The organism is Kitasatospora phosalacinea, assembly GCF_000716545.1.
Classification (GTDB): Bacteria; Actinomycetota; Actinomycetes; order Streptomycetales; family Streptomycetaceae; genus Kitasatospora; species Kitasatospora phosalacinea.
In genome coordinates this window covers 36132-55678 of sequence record NZ_JNWZ01000046.1, presented here as the reverse complement: position 1 = coordinate 55678, position 19547 = coordinate 36132, and the positions used below count along the sequence as shown (strand labels likewise).

The window sequence follows — 19547 nt, the reverse complement described above, 5'->3', positions numbered from 1 at the left end:
CCACCGCCCCGCGCCGCACCACCACCCCCGCCCGGCTGGTCGGCAACCGCCTGCTCTCCGGGGCCGGTTCGGGCAAGGAGGTGCGCCGCTTCACCTTCGACACCGGCGCCCCCCTCGACTACGCGGTCGGCGACGCGCTCGCCGTCCACCCCGTCAACTCGCCCGCCCTGGTGGACGAATGGCTCTCCGTCACCGGCCTGCCCGGCGACAGCGCCGTCACCCTCCCCGGCCACGGCGACCTGCCGCTGCGCGAAGCGCTCACCCGGCACCTCGACATCACCAGGGTCAGCCCCAAACTGCTCCGCTTCACCGCCGAACGCACCCGCGACGACCGCGAGCTGCGCGCCCTGCTGCGCGCCGACAACACCGACGCGCTGGCCCGCTGGACGTGGGGACGCCAAGCCGTCGACGTGGCCGCCGAGTTCGCCGTCCGGGCCGCCGCCCAGGACTGGGTCGAGGTGTTCGGCAGGCTCCAGCCCCGCCAGTACTCGATCTGCTCCAGCCCGCTCACCGACCCCCGGCTCGTCTCGCTCACCGTCTCCGTGGTCCGCTGGGACAGCCTCAAGGGCCAGCTGCGCGGCGGCGTCTGCTCCACCCACCTGGCCGACGCCGACCACGGCGCCACCGTCCCCGTCCACCTCCAGCGCTCCCCGCACTTCCGCCCGCCCGCCGACCCCGCCACCCCCATGATCATGGTCGGCCCCGGCACCGGCGTCGCCCCCTTCCTCGGCTTCCTGGAGGACCGCCGCGCCCGCGGCCACCGCGCCCCCAACTGGCTGTTCTTCGGCGAACAGCACCAGGCCACCGACTTCTACTACCGCGAGGAACTCACCACCCACCTCGCCGACGGCACCCTCACCCGCCTCGACACCGCCTTCTCCCGCGACCAGCGCGCCAAGGTCTACGTCCAGGACCGGATGCGCGAACACGGCCACCACCTCTGGTCCTGGCTCCAGGACGGCGCCCACTTCTACGTCTGCGGCGACGCCTCCCGGATGGCCAAGGACGTCGACCGCGCCCTGCACGACATCGCCACCACCCACGGCGGCCTCGGCCCCGCCGACGCCGCCGCCTACGTCAAGAACCTGGCCGCCGAGAAGCGCTACGTCCGCGACGTCTACTGAGCCCGGGCCGTCGGTGCGCGGATGACGGCCCGGGGCGCGCGGGTGGCGGGCCCGGGGCGGGCGGGTGGCGGCGGAACCGCTCCCGGGCGGCGCGCTACTCGCCGGTGCTGCCGTCGATGCGCTCGCGCAGCAGGTCGGCGTGCCCGTTGTGCCGGGCGTACTCCTCGATCAGGTGGGTGACGACGTAGCGCAGGGTGAACACCTCCTCGCGCCGGTGGACGGGCACGTCGAAGGAGGCCGCGTCGTTCACGGTGGCCCGGGAGCGGGCGCACTCCTCCTGCCAGACCCGGAACGCCTCGTCCGGGTCGGCCGACTCCACCTCGAACGCGGCGTCCCCCGGCCAGTGCGCGGGCGCCTCGTCACCGTTCACCACGTTGCGGAACCAGCTCCGTTCGACCTCGGCCAGGTGCCGCACCAGGCCGAGCAGCGAGAGCTCCGAGGGCGGCACGGCCCGCAGCCGCAACTGCTCCGCCGTCAGCCCGGCGCACTTCATCGCCAGCGTCTCGCGCTGGTACTGGAGGAACTCGGTCAGGGAGGCCCGGTCGTCGGCCACCCGGGAAGGCTCGGTCCGCTGCTGATCGCTCATCCGACCATCATGCCAACCCGCGCCGACGTCCGGGCCCGGTCGTCGTCACCGTCGACCCGGCCCGGACGCGGGCTCAGTCGGTGGGCACCCAGGTCTCGTGCATCCCGGTGACGGCGCCGCTGCTGTCGGTGTCGTAGACGAAGAGGAACCCGCAGTCGAGGTCGGTCGGTCGGCCGTCCGGGTCGGGGCTGTCGAAGCAGGGCTTGCGGTCCTTCGCGAACTCCTCGAAGGAGAGCGACTTCGCCTGGTAGCGCGGGTAGACGCGGGTGTTGCCGGTCGGCTTCACGAGGACGATGGCGGTGAAGCCGGGGGCGAGCTTGAAGACGGTGGGCTCGACGCCGGTGTCGTCCATCTCCCGGCCGTACTTGCCGCACTGGACCTTCTCCTGGCGGCCCTTGAGCTGGCCGCCGGAGACGCTCTCCACCAGCAGGACCTTGTGCGTCTTGTAGAACGAGCCGCAGGTCCCGGGGTCCATGCTGGCGGCCTCGAAGGCGGCCTCGTCCTTGGGATCGACGGCCGCCCCGCCGACGGGCGCGGCGGCGGACTTGGACGCGGCGCCGGTCGCGGCACCACCGGCGGGCTTGGACGCGGACTTGGACGCGCTACCGGTCGGAGCGGCGGCGCCGGTGGTGGCGGCGGTGGCGGTCGGCGCGGCGCCGGTCGAGCCGGTGTCCGACGCGTCCTCCGGGTCGCAGCCGGTGGCGGCCAGCGTGACGGTCAGCAGGGCCGCGGCGGCGGCGAGTCGACGGATGCGCATGCTGAAGGAATCCCCCGTGAGACAGTCGTTGCACAGTGACGGTCGGAGAACATACCAACCCGCCCACCGGGCCGGGGAACCGGCGCCCACCCAGTGGGCCGTCGTCGAACGAACCCCGCAGCCGTGTGACCGGACGTCAGGAAGCCCGCCCCGCGCGGGACTCCCCGTCCAGGGAGAGCCGGTAGGACGCGAACAGCAGCACCGCGCAGGCCGGGTCGATCAGCAGCGACAGCATCGCGCCCGGCAGCACCACGGACAGCACCGCCTGGCCCAGCACCACCAGCCCGATCCGCAGCGCGGAGCGCCGGCTGCCGCGCAGCAGCCGCCAGGAGCGGCCGAGGCCGCGGCCCTCCAGCAGGACGGCCATCGGCAGCAGCGCGAACACCGCCGCCAGGCACAGGCCGACCGGGAACAGCACCGGCGTCAGCGACCGCACCAGCGAGTCGTCGTCCAGGAACAGCGTCGACGCCAACCAGGCCAGCCCGTACGGATTCACCGCGGTGGTCAGCAGGGCCAGCCGCAGGACGGGGGAGCCCGCCGTCCGCAGCGCCCGCACCAGGTCGCCCTCGCCGTCCAGCAGCCGCAGCCGGGCGGACCAGCGCCAGGCCCCGAGCACCGCGCCGACCGCGAACAGCAGCACCGCCGTGGCCGACCGGGCCGCCCCGGCCCCGGACACGACGGTGCTCAGCACGGACAGCGCGACCAGGTGCAGCAACTCCACCACGAGCAGCTGCCACCAGCAGGCGGCCGCCCGCTCCTTGGCGACCGCCCACCACGCCGAACTCCGACCCGCCACGTCCTCGATCACGCCCCGACGGTATCGGACCGCCTCCCGCGGTCGAACGCCGCGTCCACCGGCGGCTGCCCGGTGCGCCTGGGGTGCGCGGACGCGGCCCCCGCTACGGGGCGTGCACGATCTGGACCAGGTTGCCGCAGGTGCCGTCGAGGACCGCGGCGGGTTCTGGCGCGGTACGAGGGCCGGGGCCGGGGACGCCGACGTGCCCGGGGCGATCCGCCGCTCGGACGTCCGGCCGACGAACGCCGCCGGGCCCTCCGGTGCGTCGGCGGCTGCCCGCACGCCTGGTGCGATGCGTCCGGGGCGGAAGGTCATTGACGGCGCGTCAGGATCTGGCCGGCAGGCGGGCCGCGAGGGCGTCCAGCAGCAGGTCGAGGGCCAGCGGGTAGGCGCTGCGGCGCATGTCGGCGGCGAGCAGGTCGGCGGTGGCGGCGATGTGCGGGTGGGTGTCGGGGGAGAGGTCGCGGTAGGCGGTGTCCCAGACGCCGTTGTCGGCGTGCTGGGCCTGGGCGGGCAGGGCGAGCGCGGCGGAGTCGAGGACGGCGAAGCCCAGCGCCTGGTCGATGAAGGCGTGGTAGAGGCTGACCGCGTCGGGATCGGGGAAGCCCGCCGCGCGCAGGATGCCGAGCATGGTCTCGACGGCGCGGATCTCGTTGGCCCGGCCGGTGGTGCGGTACGCGGCGAGCACCGCCGCCTGCGGGTGGGCGAGCGAGCGGGCGTGGACGCGCATCCCGACCTCGCGCAGGTCGGAGCGCCAGTCGCCGGTGGGCCGCCAGCCGTTCAGGGCGAGTCCGATGAGTTCGTCGGCGACGGCCAGCAGCAGGTCGTCGGTGCTGTGGAAGTAGCGGTAGATCGCGCTGGGGTCGGCGCCGAGCGCGAGGCCCAGGCGGCGGACGGTGAACGCCTGGGCGCCGTGCCGGCCGACCAGGCGCAGCGCGGTGTCGACGATGACCTGTTCGGAGAGCACGGTGCCGTGCTTGGTGGGGCGCCGACGGCGGCGTTCGGCCTCGGGGACGACGCGGTCGGTGCGGTCGCTGCGGTCGGTGCGGTCGGTCATGGCCGGTGAGCCTAGGGCATCCACCCTTACGACAACAGCATTGACGTTCGATCGGGGCGGGGGTTTCATGGCGTCCCTACCGGCGCTCCACCGCTGGTGGTCCCCCCACACGACACCTATTCGGCGGTGATCCTTTGGCAACGACGGTCAAGGACCGGGGCCCCGTCCCCGACGGCCCCTCCGCGGGCCCGGACGCGATGCGCAAGTCGGTCGGCGTCGGCGCGGTGGTGGTGATCGCCGCGTCCAGCACGGCGGCCACCACCTCGATCGGCATCGGCCTGGGCCTGATGGCGGGCGTGGTCGGCCTGCACCTGCCGGCCATCATGCTGCTGGCCTTCCTGCCGGTGCTCGGCATCGCCTGCGGCTACGGGCGGCTCAACCGGGTCGAACCGGACGCGGGCAGTTCCTACCGCTGGGTCGGCAGGGCGCTCAACCCGTGGCTGGGCTTCCTGACCGGCTGGGTGAACATCGTCACCACCGTCGTCTTCATGGCGTACACCACCACCGTCACCGGCTCGGCGATCATCCAACTGGCCGGCCAGGCGGGCCTGCGCGCGCTGCCCGGCGTGCGGCTGGACCCGGACTCCAGCCTCCAGTGCACCCTGGTCGGCATGCTGGTGCTGCTCACCGCGACGGTGGTCGCCGTGCGCGGCCTGGACCTCGCCGCCCGGCTGCAGAAGTACCTGCTGGTCTTCGAGTACGCGGTGCTGCTCGCCTTCTGCGGCTACGGACTGTTCGCCGGCGACCAGCCGTTCAGCCTGTCCTGGTACGACCCGTTCGAGATCCCGTCGACGGCCGCGCTCGCCCAGGGCATGGTGCTCGCGGTGTTCTGCTACTGGGGCTTCGAGTCGGTGTTCAGCGTCGGCGAGGAGGTGCACGACCCGAAGGACGCCACCCGCGGCGGCTTCCGGTCGCTGCTGCTGATGCTCGGGCTGTTCCTGTTCGCCGGCACCGCCTTCCAACGGGTGCTGCCGATCGGCGAGTTGGCCGACAACGGCGCCACCGGCCTGGCGTACTTCGCCGAGAAGCTCGCCGAGCGGCCGCTGGCCGCGCTGCCGCTGGTCGCGCTCACCTTCTCCGCCGCCGCCTCGCTGCAGGCCGCCGTCATCCCGACCGCCCGCGGCGCCTTCGCGATGGGCCGCGACGGCACCCTCGGCAAGGTCTGGACGCGGCTGCACCCCCGCCACCGCACCCCCGCCGTCGGCACCTGGCTGATCACCGGCATCGCGCTGGCGCTGGCCGGCCTGGCCCTGGCCATCCCGACCGTCACCGAGCTGATCACCGCGACCGTCAACGCCATCGGCATCGTCGTCGCCCTCTACTACGCGCTGGTCGCCATCGCCTCCGCGGTGCGCTTCCGGCGCCTGCTGCGCGAGAGCCCCCTCGAAGGACTCAGGGCGGTGGTCGCCCCGCTGCTCGGCGCGATCGTGCTGCTGCTGGTCGGCGGCTACCTCGCCTGGACGTTCTACGACGGCACCGACCACTTCGAACTCGCCGCCGACAACGGCTGGTTCGAGCTGGCCGTGCCGGTCCTGATGATCGGGTCCGGCCTGCTCGCCGCCGCCTGGTCGCGCTGGGTCCGCCGCTCGCCGTACTTCACCGGCGACACCGGCCGGGTCGGCGTCCCCGCCGAGGCCGAACCCGCGGCGACTTCCTGACGTAGCGTCAACTCCCGTACCACGCGCAGAGAACGGAGCACCACCCATGAACCGTGCCGACCTGGTCTTCACCGGCGGGCCGGTCCACACCGGCGACGCCGCCCGCACCCGGGCGAGCGCGCTGGCCGTCACCGGCGAGCGGATCACCGCGGTGGGCCACGACGAGGTGCGGGAGTTGATCGGCCCCGGCACCGAAGTCGTCGACCTGCGGGGCAAGTTGCTGGTCGCCGGCTTCCAGGACGCCCACGTGCACGCCGTCTACGGCGGCCTGGAGGCGGCCGCCTGCGACCTCACCGGCACCGTCACCGTCGACGGCTACCTGGCCCGGGTCGCCGAGTACGCCGCCGCCCACCCCGCCCGGGAGTGGATCACCGGCGGCGGCTGGTCGCTGGAGAGCTTCGACGGCGGCCTGCCCACCCGGCAGCTGCTCGACGCCGTCGTCCCCGACCGGCCCGTCCTGCTCGCCAACCGCGACCACCACGGCGCCTGGGCCAACACCCGCGCCCTGGAACTCGCCGGACTCACCCGCGACACCCCCGACCCCGCCGACGGCCGGATCGAACGCGAAGCCGACGGCACCCCCAGCGGCATGCTCCAGGAGGGCGCCTGCGGCCTGGTCGGCCGGCACGCCCCCGCCCCCACCGCCGCCGACCGCCTCGCCGCCCTGCACGGCGCCCAGGCGATGCTGCACGCGCTCGGCGTCACCGCCTGGCAGGACGCCCTGCTCGGCGAGTTCGGCGGCAACCCCGACCCCTCCGACGCCTACCTCGCCGCCGCCCGGGACGGCACCCTCACCGCCCGCGTGGTCGGCGCCCTGTGGTGGGACCGCGAACGCGGCGCCGAGCAGGTCCCCGAACTCGTCGCCCGCCGCGCGAAGTACAGCCACGGCCGGTTCCGGGCGGGCGCCGTCAAGATCATGCAGGACGGCATCGCGGAGAACTTCACCGCCGCCCTCACCGCCCCCTACCTGGACGGCTGCGGCTGCGCCACCGCCAACAGCGGCCTCAGCTTCGTCGACCCGGCCGCCCTCAGGGAGCACGTCACCGCCCTTGACGCGCTCGACTTCCAGGTGCACTTCCACGCCCTCGGCGACCGCGCCGTCCGCGAGGCCCTGGACGCCGTCGAGGCCGCGATCGCCGCCAACGGCCGCCGCGGCAACCGCCACCACCTCGCCCACCTCCAGGTCGTCCACCCCGACGACGTGGCCCGGTTCGCCGCACTCGGCGCGATCGCCAACGTCCAACCGCTGTGGGCCGCCCACGAACCGCAGATGGACGAACTCACCATCCCCTTCCTCGGCCCCGAACGCGCCGCCTGGCAGTACCCGTTCGCCGCCCTGCGCGCCACCGGCGCCACCCTCGCCGCCGGCAGCGACTGGCCGGTCTCCAGCCCCGTCCCGCTCCACGGCATCCACGTCGCCGTCAACCGCCGCGAACCCGGCGCCGGCCCCGACGTCCCGGTCTTCCTGCCCGAACAGCGCCTCGACCTGGCCACCGCCCTCGCCGCCTACACCGCCGGCACCGCCCACCTCAACCGCCTCGACGACACCGGCGTGCTGCGCCCCGGCAACCTCGCCGACCTGGTCGTCCTCGACCGCGACCCGTTCGCCGCCCCCGCCGAGGAGATCGCCGCCACCCGCGTCCTGCGCACCTACGTCGGCGGCCGGGCCGTCCACACCGTCGAGTGACGAGCCCCCCAGCGGCCCCCGTCCTCCCGCTCCGGAGAACACTTCGCACACCTGTCCCACGGACGTGAGGGGGATCCCGACCCGCGGCCCGCCGGGGAACACCCCGGCGGGCCCGCCCGGGCCGGTCCGTCACCTCAGGTGCAGCACCGAAGCCTCGAAGGCGCGGAACGCGCCCTCCTGCTTCCACTCCAGCGCCGCCTTCGGGCTGGCCGCCAGCAGCGCCGCGCACTTCGGCGTCGGGTTCTCCGTCCCGATCGGACGGCCCTGGCACTCCGGCGCCGGCTTGAAGCCGTCGCGGTCCCGCCACAGGCTGCGGCCGGCCACGAAGCCGTACTCCAGCGAGTTGCGCGCCAGGTCCTTCAGGTCGGTGTAGCTCAGGCCGTACGTCCGGGCCGCCCGCACGTACTCGTGGGTGATGTCGATCCGCTCCACGCCCGGGTCGTCGGTGGACAGCGCCGTCGGCACCCCGTACTTCCGGTACAGCGGGAACGGGTGCTCCCGGCCCTCGACCTGGAGGATCTGCGCGTTGGAGGTCAGCGGCACCTCCACCAGCACCTTGCGTTCGGCCAGGGTGCGCAGCAGGTCCGCCGAGTCGTCCTCGTGGGTGACGTCCACGCCGTGCCCGATCCGCTCGGCGTGGCCGGTCAGCACGGCCTGCCGGATGTGGAAGGACAGGTCCTCCGGCTTCACCAGCCCGGGCACCAACTCGCCCGCGTGCAGGGTGATGTGGGCCTTCGGGTAGAGCGGGTGCAGGAAGTCCAGCATCTCCATCTGGAGCCGGTAGTTGTCCAGCGAGGACTGGTAGTCCTCCGGCTGCACCAGGTTCACCGCGACGAACCGCTCGTCCTGGGAGGCGAGTTCCATGCCCAGCAGCAGCTGCGCGAACACCCGGGCCGGGGTGGACGCCCGGGACGCCTGGGACTGGATCCGCACCGTCACCGCACAGCCCGGCCGGGCCTGCGCGGTGCCGCACCGCTCGGTGGCCTGGTACTCGGCCATCGCGGTGTCCAGGTCGGTGCGGGCCCCGTTCACCAGCGCCTGCATCCGGCCGTCCGCCAGCAGCTTCTGCCGCAGCGCCGCGAAGTCCCGGTCGAAGCCGACCTCGGCGGCCAGCGCCGCCACCCCGACCGAGGACGGGGTCAGCATGGTCTCCAGGTAGCTCTGGTGCTGCGCCGCCATGGTGTCGGTGACCTCGGCGAGCATCGTGCCGGGGTGGCGCCAGCTGGCCTCGCCGAACTTGCCGAAGGTGGCGAAGAAGTGGTCGTGGCCGGACTCCGGGCCCGGCGTGAAGTCCTGCATCGACCAGGCCCGGATCACCTGGGTGCGGAACTCGCCCTCGGCCAGCGCGTCCTGGGCCGGCCGCAGGGTGCCCTGGCACGGGCCGGTCGCCGAGACGAGGGTCACCGAGTCGATGCACAGGTCGTCCTGCGCGGCCAGCCGGATCAGCAGCTCGGTGGAGACCGCGCCGGAGAGGTGGTTGTGCAGGTCACCGCCCTTGGGCATCGCCCGCAGGAAGGCGTCCAGCCGCGCCGGGTCCTGCCGGATCCCGTCCAGCAGGCCGTCGACGGCCGCCTCGGTCGGACGGGAGCCCGCCCGGTCGGCGGCCTGGGCGGTGGGGGCGAGCGGTAGCAGCAGGGCCGCGCAGGCGACCAGGGCTGCCGAGGAAGTACGGCGTAGCGACGTCATGATCGCCATGCTGGCGGACCGTCAGCCGCCGTACCCCGCAACGCCGTTCACGCGGCGCGCACATCATCCGAAAGAGTGCCGCCAACCGCGCGCCCGACGTCGGACGATCGGATCGTGCTACTTCTCCGTGCTACTTCTCGGTGCTACTTCTTCGTGTTCCGGGCGGCCTTGATCTTCTCCGCCTTCTCCGCCGCGGTCCTCGCCCGCTGCGCCTCCTTGCGCACCTCGGCCTGGAGGGCGCGCTCGCGGCGCAGCCACTCCGGGTCCTCCTCGCGCAGGGCGTCGATCTGCTCGCTGGTCAGCGCCTCGGTGATCCCGGCGCGGTTCAGGCCGGTGACCGAGATGCCCAGCCGGGCGGCCACCACCTGGCGCGGGTGCGGGCCGTTGCGGCGCAGGTCGGCCAGCCACTGCGGGGGCTCGGCCTGCATGGCGTTGAGCTCGTCGCGGGTGACGACGCCCGCCTGGAACTCGGCGGGGGTCGCCGCCAGGTAGATCCCCAGCTTCTTGGCCGCGGTCGCGGGCTTCATGGTCTGGGAGGTCTTGGGCTTGGGCGTAGTCATGCGACAAGGGTATAGGGAGTACGCCCCTGCCCAGGTCACGCCCTCCTCCGCCGCCCCCGCCCAGGTCACGGCCTCCGCCGCCGCCCCCGGCGGCCCGCTAGCCTGGAGCCCGTGACCGAGACCGAGAACGCGCGCTCCGCCGCCCCCTTCCGCCTGGTGTACGTGCCGGGGGTGACGCCCACCAAGTGGCTGCGGGTGTGGGGGGAGCGGCTGCCCGACGTCCCGGTCGAACTGCTGCAGTCCGCGCCCGCCGACGGGCACGCCCTGTTGCTGTCCGGCGGCGCGGACGCCGGCCTGGTCCGGCTCCCGGTGGACCGGACGGTGCTCAGCGCCATCCCGCTGTACACCGAGACCACCGTCGTGGTGTTCCCCAAGGACCACTGGCTGGCCGCCGCCGAGGAGGTCACCGCCGCCGACCTCGCCGAGGAGATCGTCTTCCACCCGCAGGACGACACCCTCGACTGGCCCGAGCTGCCCGGCCGCCCCGCCTTCGAACGGCCCGCCACCACCGCCGACGCGATCGAACTGGTCGCCGCCAACGTCGGCGTGCTGGCCGTCCCGCAGTCGCTGGCCCGCCTGCACCACCGCCGCGACCTGACCTACCGCCCCCTGGTCGACGTCCCGCAGTCGCAGGTCGCCCTGGCCTGGCCCGAGCAGGCCACCACCGACCTGGTCGAGGAGTTCGTCGGCATCGTCCGCGGCCGCACCGCCAACAGCTCCCGCGGCCGCACCGCCGCCGCCGAGGAGCAGCGCCGCCCGTCCGCCAAGAAGCCCGCCCGCCCGCAGTCCAAGGCCCAGCCCCAGCAGCGCACCGGCCAGGGCGGCAAGCCCAAGCCGGGCCGGCGCGCCGGCGGCCGCACCGCCCAGCCCAAGCGCGGCGGCGGTGGCGGCCGCAAGAAGTGACCGCCCCCGCAGGGGCCCGGCGCCCGCAGCCGAACGGCCCGCCGCGGCCCCTCCCGGGGAGCCCGTAGGGGCCGCGTGCCGGCTGCCGCCGCCGTCTCCGGGGGAACCCCTAGGCCGCTGAGGCGACGTCAAGTCCCGCGGCGCGCAATTACCTTCGCCCCATGACCGGAATCCGCCAGGTCGCCGCGGCGACCGCCCTGCTGCTCGCTCTGCCGCTCTCCGCCGTCGTCGCCGCCCCGCCCGCGGGTGCCGCCCCGGCTGCCGCCACCGCCGCCGTCCAGGCCGTGGCCCCCGCCGAACTCCCGCGCCCTACCGGACGGTACGCGGTCGGGCAGGACGTCCTGGAACTCGTCGACCGGGACCGGCCCGACCCGTGGGTGCCCGCGTCGGGCCCGCGCCGACTGATGGTGTCGGTGTACTACCCGGCCAAGCCCGGGACCGGCGGCAGCCCGGCCCCGTACATGACGCCCGACGCGGCGCGGATGCTGCTGGACGCGAAGCTGCCCGGCAACACCGTCCCGACCGAGGCGGTCACGGCCACCCGGACCTGGGCCGCGCCCGGCGCCCGCCCCGCGCCCGGCCGGTACCCGCTGGTGCTCCTCTCGCCCGGCTTCACCATGCCCCGCACCACGCTGACCGGCCTCGCCGAGGAGCTGTCCAGCCACGGCTACGTCGTCGCGCTGATCGACCACACCTACGAGAACACCGGGACGACCTTCCCGGACGGTCGCACCGTCCCGTGCGTGATGTGCGGCCGACTGCGGAGCCCGGAGGACTGGGCGGGCCTCGACCGCAGCCGGGCCCGGGACGCCTCCTTCGTCCTCGACCGGCTGACGGCCCGCCCCCACCCCGCCTGGCGCCACTCCCGCATGATCGATCCCGACCGCGTCGGCATGGCCGGCCACTCGGCCGGCGGTGCGGCGACCGTACCGGCCCTGCTCGCCGACGCCCGGATCGGGGCCGGCGTGGACCTGGACGGCACCATGGACGTCGAGGTGCCCGCCTCCGGCATCGGCGGCAAGCCGTTCCTGATGCTCGGCCACCCCCTGCCGGGCGGCGCCGAGGACTCCAGCTGGACCGACAGCTGGCCCCGGCTCGACGGCTGGAAGCGCTGGCTGACCGTCGCCGGCGCCAACCACGCCTCGTTCACCGACCTCCCCGTCCTGCTGGACGCCCTCGGGATCCCCGACGAGGGCCGGACGGTTCCCGCCCAGCGCGCGCTCCGCCTCACCCGCGCGTACGTCGTGGCCTTCTTCGACCTGCACCTCAAGGGCGTCGAACAGCCGCTCCTCGACGGGCCGGCGCCGGAGAACCCGGAGGTCGGCTTCCACCCGTAGGCGGCGGCCACTCCGCCCGCCGCCGGGCGGTCGCCGAGCTCGCCGGCCACCGCCCCCGGCCGGCGCTCCCTCGCCGCCCGGTCGTTGAACAGCAGCAGCGGGACGGCCGGGGCGGGAGCCGGTGCCACGTGCGGCACCGACGGCCCGTGCGGCGGGTGACGGCCGTCCCGGCGGGGTAGCCGCACCACACGTCCGACGGCCGCCCGTCGGCCACGCGCTCCCCGGCGTTCCCGCAGTCGGCGCGCGGTGGCCCGCATGATGGTCGGCGGGCATCCTTGCCGTACCGACCGAGGAGAGTAGCCACGATGGTGCACGCACGGGCCGGCCAGCCGGCGCAGCCGCAGGACCTGATCGACGTCGCCCGCCTGGTGACGGACTACTACGCGTTGCACCCGGACCCGGAGGACGTCGCCCAGCGGGTCGCGTTCGGCACCTCCGGGCACCGGGGCTCGGCGCTGCGCACCGCCTTCAACGAGGACCACATCGCCGCCACCGCGCAGGCGATCTGCGACTACCGGGCCGAACAGGGCACCACCGGGCCGCTGTTCCTCGGCATCGACACCCACGCGCTGTCCGAACCCGCCCGGGCCACCACCCTGGAGGTGCTCGCCGCCAACGGCGTCACCGTGCTGCTCGACACCGCCGACGGCTACACGCCGACCCCGGCCGTCTCGCACGCCGTCCTCACCCACAACCGCACCCGCCCCGCCGCGCTCGCCGACGGCATCGTGGTGACGCCCTCGCACAACCCGCCCGCCGACGGCGGCTTCAAGTACAACCCGCCGCACGGCGGCCCCGCCGACTCCACCGCCACCGGCTGGATCGAGCGCCGCGCCAACGCCCTGCTCGCCGCCGGCCTGGAGGGCGTGCGCCGCGTCCCGTACGCCCGGGCGCTGGCCGCCGACACCACCGGCCGCTACGACTTCCTCGGCGCCTACGTCGACGACCTGCCCGCCGCGGTGAACCTGGACGCCGTCCGCGACGCCGGCCTGCGGATCGGCGCCGACCCGCTCGGCGGCGCCTCGGTCGCCTACTGGGGCCGGATCGCCGAGACCCACCGGCTCGACCTGACCGTGGTCAACCCGCTCACCGACCCCACCTGGCGCTTCATGACGCTCGACTGGGACGGCAAGATCCGGATGGACTGCTCCTCCCCGTACGCGATGGCCTCGCTGATCGACAAGCGCGACGCGTACGCGCTGGCCACCGGGAACGACGCCGACGCCGACCGGCACGGCATCGTCACCCCCGACGGCGGCCTGATGAACCCCAACCACTACCTGGCCGTCGCCATCGACTACCTGTACCGCCACCGCGAGGGCTGGCCTGCCGCGGCGGCCGTCGGCAAGACGCTGGTGTCCTCCTCGATGATCGACCGGGTGACGGCCGGGCTCGGCCGCGAGCTGCTCGAAGTCCCGGTCGGCTTCAAGTGGTTCGTCGACGGGCTGCTGAACGGCACGGTCGCCTTCGGCGGCGAGGAGTCCGCCGGCGCGTCCTTCCTGCGCCGCGACGGCTCCCCGTGGACCACCGACAAGGACGGCATCCTGCTGGCCCTGCTCGCCTCCGAGATCACCGCCGTCACCGGCGACACCCCCTCCGCCCACTACCGCGAACTCGTCGCCCGCCACGGCGACCCCGTCTACGCCCGGGTCGACGCCCCCGCCGACCGCGCCCAGAAGGCCGCCCTGGCCGCTCTCGACGCGGACCGGGTCACCGCCGACACCCTCGCGGGCGAGTCCATCACCGCCGTCCTCACCCACGCCCCCGGCAACGGCGCCGCGATCGGCGGCCTCAAGGTCACCACCGAGAACGCCTGGTTCGCCGCCCGCCCCTCCGGCACCGAGGACGTCTACAAGATCTACGCCGAGAGCTTCCGCGGCGAGGACCACCTCGCCCAGGTCCAGTCCGAGGCCCGTGACCTGGTCACCGAGGTCCTCGCCAAGGCGTGATCCCGACCCGTCCACGACACCCCTCCGGTCCACCGACCGGAGGGGTGTTGCATTGTGGTGCACTCTGTTCGAAGATGTTCGATGTATCGGCTCGCCACCCCTGCCCCGAGCCGCGCCACGAACCACGAGGAGAGTGCCGCCGTGCACAAGACGGTGACCGAACTGGCCGACGGCCGCGAACTGATCTACTACGACGCCGAAGCCACCGTCCGCGACGCGGTCGACGCGCGGCCGCTGGAGCCCGCCGCGAGCGTCTCCGAGGTCCGGGTCGACCCGTTCAGCGGCGACGCGGTCACCATCGCCGCGCACCGCCAGGGGCGCACCTACCACCCGCCGGCCGACGAGTGCCCGCTCTGCCCGTCCCGGGAGGGGCGGCTCAGCGAGATCCCGGCCGCGGACTACCAGGTCGCGGTGTTCGAGAACCGCTTCCCCTCGCTCGCCGACTCCTCCGCCGCGCACGTCGTCCCCCGGTCGGACGGCCCGTACGCGCTGACGCCCGGCACCGGGCGCTGCGAGGTGGTCTGCTTCACCTCCGACCACGCGGCCTCGTTCGGCGACCTGACCGAGCAGCGGGCCCGCCTGGTGCTGGACGCCTGGACCGACCGCACCGCCGAGCTGTACGGGCGCCCCGGCGTCCGGCAGGTGTACTGCTTCGAGAACCGCGGCGCGGACATCGGCGTGACCCTGGGCCACCCGCACGGCCAGATCTACGCCTTCCCGTTCACCACCCCGCGCACCGCCCTCGCCCTGGAGCGGGCCGCCGCCCACCTCGCCGCGACCGGCCGCAACCTGTACGACGACGTGCTGGCCGCCGAGCGCGCCACCGCCGGCGAGCCGGACTCCCGGGTGGTGCTGGCGGGCGAGCACTGGACGGCCTTCGTCCCGTTCGCCGCCCGCTGGCCGTACGAGGTGCACCTCTACCCGAACCGCCGGGCCGCCGACCTGACCGCGCTGGACGAGGCCGCCCGCGCGGAGTTCCCGCGCGTCTACCTCGACCTGCTGCGCCGCTTCGACCGGCTCTTCCCGGAGCCCGCCCCGTACATCGCCGCCTGGCACCAGACCCCCCGGCCCGCCGCCACCGAACTCGCCCTGCACCTGGAGCTGTTCACGCTGCGCCGGACCGCCGACAAGCTCAAGTACCTGGCCGGCACCGAGTCCGGCATGGGCGCCTTCATGAACGACGTCCGCCCCGAGACCGCCGCCCGCACCCTGCGCGAGCTGTGACCCCCGCGGACAGACGGACGGAGAACCCGCCCGGGAAGCCTTCCCGGGCGGGTTCTCCGTCGCGTGCCTCACACCACCCGGTGCGCCCCCTGCGAGGGCACCGCCGGGAACGTCTGCGGCGCGCCGAACCCGGCCGCGGCGAACGCCCCGCGCACGGCCCGCTCCACGTCCGCCAGCCGGTCGGTGTCGACCAGCGCGAGCACCGAGCCGCCGAACCCGCCGCCCATCATCCGGGCGCCCAGCGCGCCCGCCCCGTTCGCGGCGGCCACCGCCAGGTCGGTCTCCGGGCAGGAGACCCGGTAGTCGTCGCGCAGCGAGGCGTGCCCGGCGGTCAGGACGGGGCCGAGCGCCCGCGGGTCGCCCGCGTCGAGCAGCGCGATCACGTCCAGCACGCGCTGGTCCTCGGTGACCACGTGCCGCAGCAGCGGGCGCAGCTCGGCCGGCAGCTTCTCCTCCGCCGCGGCCAGCTCGTCCGCGCCGACGTCGCGCAGCGCCCGCACCCCGAGCAGCCCGGCCGCCCGCTCGCAGCCCGCCCGCAGGCCCGCGTACGCGCCGTCGCCCAGGTCGTGCTTGACCCGGGTGTCGATCACCAGCAGGGACAGGCCGACGGCGGGCAGGTCCAGCGGCACCTGGCGGCCGGCGAGGGTGCGGGTGTCGAGGAAGTAGGCGTGGCCCGCGACGCAGCAGCTCGACGCCATCTGGTCGAGCGCGCCGCACGGCACCCCGACGTAGGCGTTCTCGGCGCGCTGGGCGAGCAGCGCCCGGGCCGGGGCGTCCAGGCCGAGGCCGTACAGCTCGTCCAGGGCGATCGCGGTGGCGCACTCCAGCGCGGCGGACGAGGACAGGCCCGCCCCGGTCGGCACGTCGGAGGCGAACGCCAGGTCGGCGCCGCCCACCGGGTGCCCGGCCTCGGCCAGCGCCCAGAACACGCCCGCCGGGTACGCCGCCCAGCCCGGCACCGAGCCCGGCGCCAGGCCGGCGAGCGCGAACTCGGCCACCGAGCCGTCGCCCTGCGCGCTGAACAGCCGCACCCGGCCGTCCTCGCGGCGGCGGGCCGCGACCCGGGTGGCGTGCGGGAGCGCGGCGGGCAGCACGTAGCCCTCGTTGTAGTCGGTGTGCTCGCCGATCAGGTTGATCCGGCCGGGAGCGGCCCACACGCCGTCGGGGGAGTCGCCGAAGGCGGAGGCGAAGGAAGCTGCGGCATCGGTGGCGGCATCGGTGGTCATCGGGCGCTCCAACGGACGTTCACGGGGTTCACGGGTGTTCACGGACGATCAGGCGGTATATTCAACACATTCAAACACACTGCACCACAGTCGAACAGGCTTGATCCGGCACCCCCGCGAACTATGCTGATCGCTCCCCGCCCAGCCCCACCCCGGAGGACACCGTGACGACCGACGGCGGACTGCTCGCCGACCAGCGCAGGGCCCTGATCCTCGACCTGGTTCGCCGCGACGGGGCCGTCAAGGTGGCCGAACTGGTCGAGCAGCTGGGCGTCTCCGACATGACGATCCGCCGCGACCTGGACGCCCTGGCCCGCGCGGGCTCCGTCCGCAAGGTGTACGGCGGTGCGGTCGCCCGCGCCGCCGCCGCCGACGAACCCGCCTTCGAGGCCAAGTCGACCCTGGCGCCCGAGACCAAGGCCGCCCTGGCCGAGGCCGCCGCCGCCCAGGTCCAGCCCGGCAGCGTGGTCGCCGTCTCGGCCGGCACCACCGCCTACGCCGTCGCCGCCCGGCTGCTCGACGTCCCCGGCCTCACCGTGGTCACCAACTCCCTCCCGGTCGCCGAACTCGTCCGCGCCCGCGGCGAGAACGGCCCCGCCCTCCTCCTCACCGGCGGCGCCCCCACCCGCTCCGCCGCGCTGGTCGGCCCGCTCGCCGACCAGGCCATCCGCTCCCTCCACGTCGACCTGCTGGTCATCGGCGCCCACGGCGTCAGCGAACGGGCCGGCCTCACCACCCCCAACCTCGCCGAGGCCCAGACCAACCGCGCCCTGATCGCCTCCGCCCACCGCACCGTCGCCGTCGCCGACCACACCAAGTGGGGCGTCGTCGGCCTCAGCAGCTTCGCCGCGCTCACCGACCTCGACTGCTTCATCACCGACCGGGCCCTTCCCGCCGAGGCCCGCGCCGTCCTCGCCGAGTCCTGCGGCGACCTGCTGATCGTCTGACCGGCCCGATCGTCCGACCGGCCCCGACCACCCGCAGGGGACCGACGCCCGACCCTGCCACCGGTTATAGGGTCGGGGGTGCGGCGGGGTGCGGAGGGGAGCGGACGGATGGGTGTCGCGGTGTGGGCGGCGGTGCGGCGGCGGCCGGTGCGGTTCCTGGTGTCGTGGTGGCCGTGGCGGGCGTGGGCGCTGCTGGTGACGGGCGCGGTGCAGGGGGCGCTGGTGCTGGCCGCGCTGGCGGTCGGGCTGCTGGTGGGGGTCGGGCTGTCGGTGCTCGGCGTCGGGGTGCTGGTGCTCGGGTGGACGGCGCTGCTCGGGGTGCCCGTCGGGGCGGTCGAGCGGTGGCGGCTGCGGCTGGTCGAACCGGAGCGGCTGCCCGACCCGCACCGCAGCGCCGCCCGCGGGCTGCGCGGGCGGCTGCGGGAGCGGGCGAGCCGGCGCGAACTCGCCTACGCGCTCGTCCAGTCCACCGTCCTGGCCGCCGCCGGGCTGCTGTTCGCCGCCGCGCTGGCGTTCTGCCTGCTGCTGCTCTCCGCCCCGGTGTTCATCCTCGCGGTCAGCCCGGACACGGTGATGCTGTGGCCCGGCCGCCCCGTCTCCGGCCCGCTGGACGGCTTCGCGGCGAGCGCCGCCGGCCTGCTCGGCCTGGTCGTCCTGGCGTACAGCGGTGCCCTGCTGGCCGGAGCCCAAGTACGGCTCGCCCAACAGCTGTTGGGCCTGCGGGACACCGACCTGGGCACCCGGGTGATCGAACTGACCCGTTCCCGGGCCCGGCTGGCGGACGCCTTCGAGGCCGAGCGCCGCCGGATCGAACGCGACCTGCACGACGGCGCGCAACAGCAACTCGTCGCCCTCGGCATGACGTTGGGCCTGGCCGAACTCGAACTGCGCGACCACGACACCCCCGCCGCCGCACTCGTCACCCGCGCCCGCGGCGAGGCCAAACTCGCCCTGGAACAGCTGCGCACCCTGGTCCGCGGCATCCACCCGCAGGTCCTCACCGACCACGGACTGCCCTCCGCCGTCGCCGAGCTGGCCGCCCGCCACCCCGTCCCGGTGCGGGTCGAACTGCCCCTGCCGCGACTGCCCGGGGCGGTGGAGAGCGCCGCGTACTTCACCGTCACCGAGGCCCTCACCAACGCCGCCAAGCACAGCGGCGCCGACGAGATCACCGTCCACGGCACCCTCGACGCGGGCACGCTGCGGCTGTGCGTCACCGACAACGGCCGAGGCGGCGCCGACCCCGGTGCCGGAGCCGGCCTGCAGGGGCTCGCCGACCGGATCGCCGTCCTGGACGGACGGCTCACCGTGACCAGCCCGCCCGGCGGGCCCACCCGACTCGACCTGGAGGTCCCGTGCTGAGGATCGTGATCGCCGAGGACGCCGTCCTGCTCCGGGCCGGCCTGGTCGAACTCCTCGAACGCGTCGGCCACCGCGTGCTGTCCGCCGTCGGCGACGCCACCGCCCTGGTCCGCGCCGTCGACGCCGAACGCCCCGACGCCGTCATCACCGACGTCCGGATGCCGCCCGGCCACCGCGACGAAGGACTGCGCGCCGCACTGGAGTTGCGCGAACGCCACCCCGGCCTGCCGGTCCTGGTGCTCTCCCAGTACGTCGCCACCGCCTACGCCACCCGGCTGCTCGGCGCGGGCTCCGCCGACCACGGCGGCCTCGGCTACCTGCTCAAGGACCGGGTGCTGGAGGTCGGCGACTTCCTCGACGCGCTGCGCCGCGTCGCCGCCGGGCAGACCGTCATCGACCCCGAGGTGGTGCGCATCCTGCTCGCCCAGCACACCGCCGACGACCCGCTGCGCCGCCTCACCCCGCGCGAACGGGAGGTCCTCGGACTGATGGCGGAAGGCTGGAACAACCAGGCCATCGCCCAGCGGCTGACCGTCACCGAGGCGTCCGTGGTCAAGCACGCCGGGAACATCTTCATGAAGCTCGACCTGGACCCGGCGGAGGGCAACCGCCGGGTGCTCGCGGTGCTCGCCTACCGCGACCACCTCGCCGGGCAGGCGCCCTGACGCCCCGTCACGACCCGGCGGCT

Annotated in this window: 17 protein-coding genes; 10 read left to right on the top strand and 7 right to left on the bottom strand. The window is 74.8% G+C overall.

What is annotated here, in order from left to right; all coding sequences use genetic code 11:
* Positions 1 to 1124 (top strand): diflavin oxidoreductase (locus OO48_RS22730; RefSeq protein ID WP_033219223.1); only part of this gene is annotated, 1124 nt, incomplete at its 5' end.
* A 94-nt stretch (positions 1125 to 1218) separates the two neighbouring features.
* On the opposite strand, the gene OO48_RS22725 is transcribed toward OO48_RS22730, so the two are convergent.
* From OO48_RS22725 to OO48_RS22710, 4 genes are all read right to left on the bottom strand, one after another.
* Positions 1219 to 1710, bottom strand: a complete 492-nt coding sequence (locus OO48_RS22725; protein WP_033219221.1) for a DinB family protein — start codon at positions 1708 to 1710, stop codon at positions 1219 to 1221.
* Between the two features lie 73 nt (positions 1711 to 1783).
* Positions 1784 to 2467 (bottom strand): hypothetical protein, encoded by a 684-nt coding sequence (locus OO48_RS35345; RefSeq protein WP_051732527.1) that lies wholly within the window; start codon positions 2465 to 2467, stop codon positions 1784 to 1786.
* A gap of 136 nt (positions 2468 to 2603) precedes the next feature.
* Positions 2604 to 3275 carry a hypothetical protein gene (locus OO48_RS22715; protein ID WP_033219219.1) on the bottom strand — a complete coding sequence of 224 codons (672 nt, stop codon included), beginning with the start codon at positions 3273 to 3275 and terminating at the stop codon, positions 2604 to 2606.
* A gap of 313 nt (positions 3276 to 3588) precedes the next feature.
* The gene (locus tag OO48_RS22710) at positions 3589 to 4320 is read right to left on the bottom strand and encodes a TetR/AcrR family transcriptional regulator (RefSeq protein ID WP_033219217.1); all 732 of its coding nucleotides are present in this window, start codon (positions 4318 to 4320) and stop codon (positions 3589 to 3591) included.
* 197 nt (positions 4321 to 4517) lie between these two features.
* On the opposite strand from OO48_RS22710, the gene OO48_RS22705 reads away from it, so the two are divergent.
* Both OO48_RS22705 and OO48_RS22700 read left to right on the top strand, forming a co-directional pair.
* A complete protein-coding gene (locus OO48_RS22705) occupies positions 4518 to 5978 on the top strand; it encodes an APC family permease (RefSeq protein ID WP_051732529.1) in 1461 nt (486 codons plus the stop codon).
* A 46-nt stretch (positions 5979 to 6024) separates the two neighbouring features.
* On the top strand, positions 6025 to 7665 hold the full coding sequence (locus OO48_RS22700) for an amidohydrolase (RefSeq protein WP_033219215.1): 1641 nt from the start codon (positions 6025 to 6027) through the stop codon (positions 7663 to 7665).
* A gap of 129 nt (positions 7666 to 7794) precedes the next feature.
* Here the strand turns inward: OO48_RS22700 and OO48_RS22695 are convergent, their stop codons facing one another.
* Together OO48_RS22695 and OO48_RS22690 are read right to left on the bottom strand one after the other, a co-directional pair.
* The gene (locus tag OO48_RS22695; protein WP_033219213.1) at positions 7795 to 9360 is read right to left on the bottom strand and encodes an adenosine deaminase family protein; all 1566 of its coding nucleotides are present in this window, start codon (positions 9358 to 9360) and stop codon (positions 7795 to 7797) included.
* Positions 9361 to 9494: 134 nt separating this feature from the next.
* Complete coding sequence (locus OO48_RS22690; RefSeq protein ID WP_033219211.1) at positions 9495 to 9911, bottom strand: DUF5997 family protein; 417 nt, start codon at positions 9909 to 9911, stop codon at positions 9495 to 9497.
* 111 nt (positions 9912 to 10022) lie between these two features.
* Between OO48_RS22690 and OO48_RS22685 the strand changes: the two genes are divergently transcribed.
* The 4 genes from OO48_RS22685 to galT all read left to right on the top strand — a co-directional run bounded on the left by OO48_RS22685 (position 10023) and on the right by galT (position 15324).
* Positions 10023 to 10814: a LysR family substrate-binding domain-containing protein gene (locus OO48_RS22685; RefSeq protein WP_033219209.1), complete on the top strand. Its 792-nt coding sequence runs from the start codon at positions 10023 to 10025 to the stop codon at positions 10812 to 10814.
* Positions 10815 to 10975: 161 nt separating this feature from the next.
* Complete coding sequence (locus OO48_RS22680) at positions 10976 to 12151, top strand: alpha/beta hydrolase family protein (protein ID WP_033219207.1); 1176 nt, start codon at positions 10976 to 10978, stop codon at positions 12149 to 12151.
* A gap of 305 nt (positions 12152 to 12456) precedes the next feature.
* Positions 12457 to 14100 (top strand): phosphoglucomutase (alpha-D-glucose-1,6-bisphosphate-dependent), encoded by a 1644-nt coding sequence (pgm, locus tag OO48_RS22675; protein ID WP_033219204.1) that lies wholly within the window; start codon positions 12457 to 12459, stop codon positions 14098 to 14100.
* 141 nt (positions 14101 to 14241) lie between these two features.
* Positions 14242 to 15324 (top strand): galactose-1-phosphate uridylyltransferase, encoded by a 1083-nt coding sequence (gene galT, locus OO48_RS22670; RefSeq protein WP_033219202.1) that lies wholly within the window; start codon positions 14242 to 14244, stop codon positions 15322 to 15324.
* Between the two features lie 68 nt (positions 15325 to 15392).
* Here galT and galK read toward each other — a convergent pair whose 3' ends face one another.
* On the bottom strand, positions 15393 to 16550 hold the full coding sequence (gene galK / locus OO48_RS22665; RefSeq protein WP_033219200.1) for a galactokinase: 1158 nt from the start codon (positions 16548 to 16550) through the stop codon (positions 15393 to 15395).
* A gap of 164 nt (positions 16551 to 16714) precedes the next feature.
* On the opposite strand from galK, the gene OO48_RS22660 reads away from it, so the two are divergent.
* From OO48_RS22660 to OO48_RS22650, 3 genes are all read left to right on the top strand, one after another.
* A complete protein-coding gene (locus tag OO48_RS22660) occupies positions 16715 to 17497 on the top strand; it encodes a DeoR/GlpR family DNA-binding transcription regulator (protein ID WP_033219198.1) in 783 nt (260 codons plus the stop codon).
* Between the two features lie 108 nt (positions 17498 to 17605).
* The gene (locus tag OO48_RS22655) at positions 17606 to 18859 is read left to right on the top strand and encodes a sensor histidine kinase (RefSeq protein WP_033219197.1); all 1254 of its coding nucleotides are present in this window, start codon (positions 17606 to 17608) and stop codon (positions 18857 to 18859) included.
* Complete coding sequence (locus tag OO48_RS22650; protein WP_033219195.1) at positions 18853 to 19524, top strand: response regulator; 672 nt, start codon at positions 18853 to 18855, stop codon at positions 19522 to 19524. Before OO48_RS22655 ends, OO48_RS22650 begins: the two co-directional genes overlap by 7 nt.
* The last annotated feature ends 23 nt before the right edge of the window (positions 19525 to 19547 follow it).